The sequence below is a fragment of the Bathymodiolus heckerae thiotrophic gill symbiont genome (genome assembly GCF_900180345.1).
GTDB lineage: Bacteria > Pseudomonadota > Gammaproteobacteria > PS1 > Pseudothioglobaceae > Thiodubiliella.
Map to the genome: position 1 here is coordinate 1 of NZ_FXLV01000068.1, position 6159 is coordinate 6159.

General features: G+C 37.6%; 8 protein-coding genes. 1 reads left to right on the plus strand and 7 read right to left on the minus strand.

Features of this window, described 5'->3' with window-relative positions:
- The 4 genes from lysA to nudE all read right to left on the minus strand — a co-directional run.
- The coding region (lysA, locus tag CRYPD_RS07210; RefSeq protein ID WP_138146913.1) for a diaminopimelate decarboxylase at positions 1–775 on the minus strand (775 nt) is incomplete at its 3' end.
- A gap of 3 nt (positions 776–778) precedes the next feature.
- Complete coding sequence (locus CRYPD_RS08390; RefSeq protein WP_280178683.1) at positions 779–910, minus strand: hypothetical protein; 132 nt, start codon at positions 908–910, stop codon at positions 779–781.
- Positions 911–934: 24 nt separating this feature from the next.
- Positions 935–1606: a leucyl/phenylalanyl-tRNA--protein transferase gene (gene aat / locus CRYPD_RS07215; protein ID WP_244610279.1), complete on the minus strand. Its 672-nt coding sequence runs from the start codon at positions 1604–1606 to the stop codon at positions 935–937.
- Positions 1584–2135, minus strand: a complete 552-nt coding sequence (gene nudE / locus CRYPD_RS07220) for an ADP compounds hydrolase NudE (RefSeq protein WP_138146915.1) — start codon at positions 2133–2135, stop codon at positions 1584–1586. The genes aat and nudE overlap by 23 nt, the downstream gene beginning before the upstream one ends.
- Positions 2136–2256: 121 nt before the next feature.
- On the opposite strand from nudE, the gene CRYPD_RS07225 reads away from it, so the two are divergent.
- Positions 2257–3204 (plus strand): MBL fold metallo-hydrolase, encoded by a 948-nt coding sequence (locus tag CRYPD_RS07225; RefSeq protein ID WP_138146910.1) that lies wholly within the window; start codon positions 2257–2259, stop codon positions 3202–3204.
- Positions 3205–3314: 110 nt separating this feature from the next.
- Here CRYPD_RS07225 and CRYPD_RS07230 read toward each other — a convergent pair whose 3' ends face one another.
- The 3 genes from CRYPD_RS07230 to CRYPD_RS08185 form a co-directional block, all read right to left on the minus strand.
- The gene (locus CRYPD_RS07230; protein ID WP_138146911.1) at positions 3315–4919 is read right to left on the minus strand and encodes an aminotransferase class V-fold PLP-dependent enzyme; all 1605 of its coding nucleotides are present in this window, start codon (positions 4917–4919) and stop codon (positions 3315–3317) included.
- The gene (locus CRYPD_RS07235) at positions 4916–5497 is read right to left on the minus strand and encodes a glycerol-3-phosphate acyltransferase (protein WP_171004392.1); all 582 of its coding nucleotides are present in this window, start codon (positions 5495–5497) and stop codon (positions 4916–4918) included. Before CRYPD_RS07235 ends, CRYPD_RS07230 begins: the two co-directional genes overlap by 4 nt.
- A gap of 246 nt (positions 5498–5743) precedes the next feature.
- Entirely contained in the window at positions 5744–5902 is a 159-nt protein-coding gene (locus CRYPD_RS08185) for a hypothetical protein (RefSeq protein ID WP_171004393.1), read from the minus strand.
- Between the last annotated feature and the right edge of the window lie 257 nt (positions 5903–6159).

Consider the following 6159-nt stretch of genomic DNA (forward strand, 5'->3'; position numbering starts at 1 on the left):
TGGCGTTAATATAGGCTTGGATATTGATGGTTTCTTCGCCTTCGTAATCAATGCCAATGCCGCCGCCTAAGTCTAAATGGTGAATGGTAATGCCGTGGGTGTTTAGTTGTTTGAGTAATTCTAGCACTTTATCCAGTGCATCTAAAAATGGTGATACATCGGTGATTTGTGAGCCAATGTGGCAATCTAGCCCTTGCACGGATAAATGTTCGGATTTTTGTGCGATTTGGTATAAATCAAGTGCTTCGTTCATATCAACGCCGAATTTGTTTTCTTTCAGTCCTGTGGAAATATAGGGATGGGTCTTGGCATCAACATTGGGATTAACACGAATAGAAATTGGGGCTTGTTTATCAACAGATTGGGCAACGGATTCTATTCTATTGAGCTCGGAGGCGGATTCTACATTGAAACAACGCACACCGACTTCGAGTGCTCGTTCAATCTCACTAACTGTTTTTGCCACGCCTGAGAATACGCATTTATTCGCCTTGCCGCCCGCTACCAGCACCCGCTCTAATTCGCCGATAGAGACAATATCAAAGCCTGCACCAATTTTTGCCAATATATTGAGCACTGCTAGATTAGAATTTGCCTTAACTGCATAGCAAACCAAATGCGGATGGGTACCAAAGGCTTGGTCAAATTCACGCCAGTTGTTTTCAATACCGGTGCGAGAATAAACATAAAGCGGCGAGCCGTAAGCTGCCATTAAATCTGTTATGGCAACAGATTCAGCGTGTAGTGTGTGATTTTGATAAGAAAAGCTCAAGATGAGTTATACCGTGTAAATGACGCTTGGTATAGTCAATGAGGATGATTTAACCTGCTCCAATTTACCTATTCTGCCACAGGCGGCAATACTGATGACGAAAAAAGCCAATACACCTAGTTTGATAATCTTCTTCATACTAATCTCCTGTTAATTTAACGCTTATTTTAACAGCAATTCATCTAATCGTTGAATGAACGCATCCCGCTCTATATTAAACGCCCCTAGGCTTTTTAAATGCGGGTTTTCCACTTGGCAATCAATCAGATCATAACCCATATTTTGCACCAAATGCACGAAAGCTATTTTTGAGGCATTACTCACCAAAGAAAACATCGATTCGCCAAAAAACACCTTGCCCATACGCACGCCATACAGCCCACCAATTAGTTTTGCATCTTGATACACTTCGACTGACTGCACCACGCCTTGTGCATACAGTTGGGTGTAAGCACGCACCATCCGCTCATCAATCCAAGTGCTGTTTTGCCCCTTGCGTTTGATGCTTTTACAGTGATAAATCACTTGTTCAAAATCGTGGTTGGTTTTGAGGGTGAATTGGTTTGAACGCAGTACTTTATTCAAACTTTTGGAAATTCGTAATGCCTCGGGCGTAATCACCATTCGTGGGTTTGGACAATACCACATCACTGGCTCGTTTTCACCATACCACGGGAAAATCCCCCTTTGATAAGCGTCAATTAAGCGTTCAGATGACAAATCACCGCCGATGGCAATAAGACCATTCGGCTCATCCAGTGCTAATTCAACCTCTGGAAACGGCGTGTTTTGAGAAGGTAGGATAAAGTTTTCAGGAAGGTTGATTTTTAACAATCTCCCTTGCCATATACAGCGCCGCAATACTTCTGGCCTCGGTTAAATCCTCATCATAAACCAAATTATCCAAATCCGCTAATTTATGCTCAACCACTTCTAGCGGCTCTGGCTCATCGCCCTGTGCGCTCGCCTTGTATAAATCTTGTGCTAACACAATATAAGTAATGCTAGATTGATAACCAGGCGCAATGGTCATTTCTTTGATAAAAGTGAGTTTATTAGCACCATAACCAATCTCCTCAATCAATTCCCTATTAGCCGCTTCAAGTGGGGTTTCACCCTCGTCAATTTTCCCTTTCGTGAGGGTTAATTCGTATCTATCCGTGCCACCAGAATACTCATAAATCATCAGCACAGTTTCCTCATCCAGCATCGGAATAACCAATACTGCCCCGTTCCCAGGTGGCTTCAGGCGTTCATAGATTCTTTTTTCACCATTAGAAAAAGCAACATCCATGCTTTGAATGTTAAAAAATTTTGTCGTGGCAATATTTTTAATATTAGATACTTTAGGTTTTTTGCGCATACGCCCATTATAAAGCATTTAAAAGTCTTTACATAAATATGAATAATCAGCAAAAAATTAAACAAGGGGAAGTATGGTGTATCATATTTCATAATTTAATTTGGATTTAAGCGGAAATATTATGAAAAAAGGTCTATTGGTATTACTGGTAATTGTTGCTGGTGTTTATTTATTTTTCAACTCAGAGACGCATAAATTTGAAAAAATTGCCGACAATGTTTTTGTCATGCATGGCCCACTGGATGAGCCTAATCCAGAAAATAAAGGATTTATGAACAATCCGGGGGTTATCGTTGGCAAAAATGGTGCTATTATCATCGACCCCGGCAGTAGTTACCAAATTGGTAAAATGGTGCTTGATAAAGTCAAAGCTATTACCGACAAACCCATTGTTGCGGTATTTAACACTCATGTTCACGGCGACCACTGGCTGGGTAACCAAGCCGTTGTTGAGCAATATCCAGCAGTCAAAATCTATGCCCATAAAAATATGATTAAGCAAGCCAAAGAGGGTGAAGGCGAGCGTTGGGTAGCGTTAATGAATACCTTAACCGAGGGTGCAACTGATGGCACTATTGCCACTTTTCCCACCGATGCTACCACGAACTTACAAATTATTAAAATAGACAGTGAAACCTTTAAAATGCACCACGATATCACAGGTGTAGCACACACCAATACCGATTTAATGGTTGAACATATACCAAGTAAAACTCTATTCCTTGGCGACAATGGTTTTGTCCACAGACAAGGCAGATTTGACAACACTTCTGATATGCACGGCAACATTAAAGCCTTAGAATACGCCATTAATTTAAATCTTACACACTATGTACCTGGACATGGGCCAACAGGTGATGCGAATCATGCTGTTAAACCATTTTTAGATTATTTATTGATTGTTCAAGATGAGGTTGAAAAAGGTTATAAAGAAGATTTGGCTGATTATGAAATTAAACCCACTGCGCTTAAAAAACTAGCAACTTACCGAGATTGGCATGGATTTGATAGCCAATTTGGCAGACACATTAATAAAATGCTACTTGAAGTTGAGGCGTTGGACGATTAACTTGGTGGTTAATTAATAGCCAGTCCCTGATAAAATCTATAACACAAAATAAGGGTTTTTTATTAAAAGCCTAAAAAAGCACACTAAATTGTTTAAAGCTTTTTTTGCTATTATTTCTTGGAAATGACATCAGGCATAACTGCACGCTCTAAATATTTTATGGCATCTTCTGTTACCTGTTGGCAATCGCCCATAAAGCAGATTTGCATCCAATTATTTTTCAATAAATAGCTACTGTTATAACTAACCAAAATACCTAAATTAAGCATTTTTTTCCCTAATTTTGAAGACGACACGCTTTTTGGTAAAACAATTGTAGTGATATGTGGTGCGCGATAATTTTCATGTGCCAATACCTTGAGTTTGGTTTTTTCTATTTTCACACGAAAATCATACGACCATTCTTTAACTTGGCTAAACTGAGTATCCCAATCCTTTTTTAAGGCAATAATTAACCCATAAATGGCATTGGAAGAAATGGTATATGGCACACCTTGTGCCTGCTCATAATCAGATAGGTCAAAACAACGAGGTAATAAACAATCAACTTCACTCACCAATCCACTGCTAAAAATAAGCGCCAACCCAGGCAGGGATCCCATGCCTTTACCACTCGTTGCCGAGGCAAGATAAACACCTGTCAAATCAACAGCACAGGAGCCAATTGTGCTAATAGCATCCAAACATAATAAAATATCTTGCTGTTGGCACCATTCTCGTATTGAATTTACATCATTTAATACACCTGTTGAAGTTTCGCAATGCACCATCCATAACCAGCGAAATTTGCCATTGTCGTTATTAATTTGCTTGAGAAAATCTGGTGTAAATGCCAAGCCATCATCCACAATAAAAACTTCATAATCTAAATTAGCCCGTCTTGCGTGGTCTGCTATACGCCTGCCAAACTCTCCGCTAACCAAAACAATGCCCTTGCCCGATATTTTTGATAACTGTGCTGCAATAATATCATTGGCAGAGGTTCCACTGCCAGTTGTAATATACGCCTGCTTTGTATTTAAACGCTGACATAAGGTATCTTGTAAGCGGGAAAAATCTTTCATAAAATCATTGCCTCTATGAGAGATTGGCGTTTTTGAATAGGCGGTCATAATGCTCTTGCTAATGGAAACGGGACCTGGTAAATAGTTAAAAATTGTTTGATTTTGATTAAGGGATTTTAGTTTTTTCTTAGAATCAATTGCATGATCAAATGTAATATACATCGGCTGAAATTGCACATCTTGAGCACCAACGAGTCCACCAAATGCTTGAAATCCAAGATGTCGATAAAGTTTTGCTTGCTTGGTAATGCCAGAAATAACCCCTAAATCGTAACCCTGTTTTATAACAAACTCAAAAAATTTTTCAAAAATACCAGACAAAACATCGCCATGACGATTTCTAGACACAATACTTAACAATCTAATCTCACAAATTAACTGAAAACTAGGCAAATACTTATCAATGTTTTCTAACTTATTGTCCAGAGAAAATGGACGCTTGCCATTAACAGATAGCATTCCTAGTAAATCTTGACCTTGTAAACAAATAATATAGCTATTGTGCTCATGAAACTTGTCAATCAATTTTTTTTCTTGATTGCTATTGTGTTGCGGAATTTCCTCAACAAAAGTTTGATAATTCAATCGATGTATGGCTTCAAATTCCCATGTTTCGGAAGCGACTTTAAAAATTAATGTCTTATTATTCATGATAAAGTCAATTCTTTATGCATATTATTTTTATGTGCATAAACAACCAGTATACTAGAAATAACAATGGCATAAGTGATGGGTAAAGATTGAGAATCTCGTATGATAATAAATATTAATAAAAGAATAACACTCAGTATCCAAGACAATGTAAATCGCCGTGTTATTAAAAACAGAAGTCCACTAACCAGTGCTATAAATACAACAACATAAATATCAATCATTAAAAATGCACCCAACGCTGTTGCGATGCCTTTCCCGCCACGAAAGTTTAAATAAAATGGCCATATATGCCCAGCAATAACTGCAATAATCATAATTGAAATAATCGTGTCGGTTTGCTTTAACATCCGAGCAATTGACAACACCAATACCGCTTTTAAACAATCGCCAACCAGCGTTATGACAAAACCAGATTTTCCCATTAAACGGCCCACATTCGTTGCTCCTATGCTGCCACTACCGTGGTTACGAATATCTTGCTTCATTTTCCACCAAATCAAATGATAGCCAATTGCAACACTTCCCATACAATAGGCGAATACAATCAACAAAAAATCAGTTATCAAATCAAGCACGATACTTTTCCTCCTGTTTTTTTACTTTTCAAACCATAGAAAATCAGCAAACCCAAAGCAACAATGTGTTTAATTAAGTACCTGTTGATAATGCCTAATAAATTAAATACTTGCGTGCCAAAATATTCAAAAACTTTAGCCAGAACATACGCAACTAATAAAAACCAATTAGATTTTACGCTATTAGACTGGTTCTTAAAGTTAAATAAAATAATTGGAATAATCAATATTTGCATTTTCTATTTTTTAAATTAGAATGTAGAGACCTTTGCATAAATAGGGATGATTAGCAAAATTCAATTTTTTCCAGATTGGTGATTTTCTTAAACCTTGTCCTAGCAGGGCTAAGGCTGGGTTTAAAAAATTGCCAAGCGGGTAAAAAGTGGATTTTTGATGATTATTCATATTTATGCAAAGGTCTCGTAAAGCAAAAAAAATACTTTGTATTCAACTGCTAGGTTAATATTAAGTTTGTGTTATTTGCTGAATTCGACTCATAAGTACACAACTCCCAATTGACGGACATCAACACCCGTCCTTTCTAAAAACACCTGATAAGGTGTTTTAAATCCTAAACATTTTCCAAGTCTAGAGTTGCGTTTATCAATAGCAATTTTAACATCATTTATTGCCATATTGATTAGTCTCATTGATTTGAGGAA

What these genes read in the sequence shown, in the direction of transcription:
- CRYPD_RS07230 (WP_138146911.1), bottom strand. Translation starts at nt 4,919, where the DNA reads ATGAATAATAAGACATTAATTTTTAAAGTCGCTTCCGAAACATGGGAA.
- CRYPD_RS07225 (WP_138146910.1), top strand. Translation starts at nt 2,257, where the DNA reads ATGAAAAAAGGTCTATTGGTATTACTGGTAATTGTTGCTGGTGTTTAT.
- CRYPD_RS08185 (WP_171004393.1), bottom strand. Translation starts at nt 5,902, where the DNA reads ATGAATAATCATCAAAAATCCACTTTTTACCCGCTTGGCAATTTTTTA.
- CRYPD_RS08390 (WP_280178683.1), bottom strand. Translation starts at nt 910, where the DNA reads ATGAAGAAGATTATCAAACTAGGTGTATTGGCTTTTTTCGTCATCAGT.
- nudE (WP_138146915.1), bottom strand. Translation starts at nt 2,135, where the DNA reads ATGCGCAAAAAACCTAAAGTATCTAATATTAAAAATATTGCCACGACA.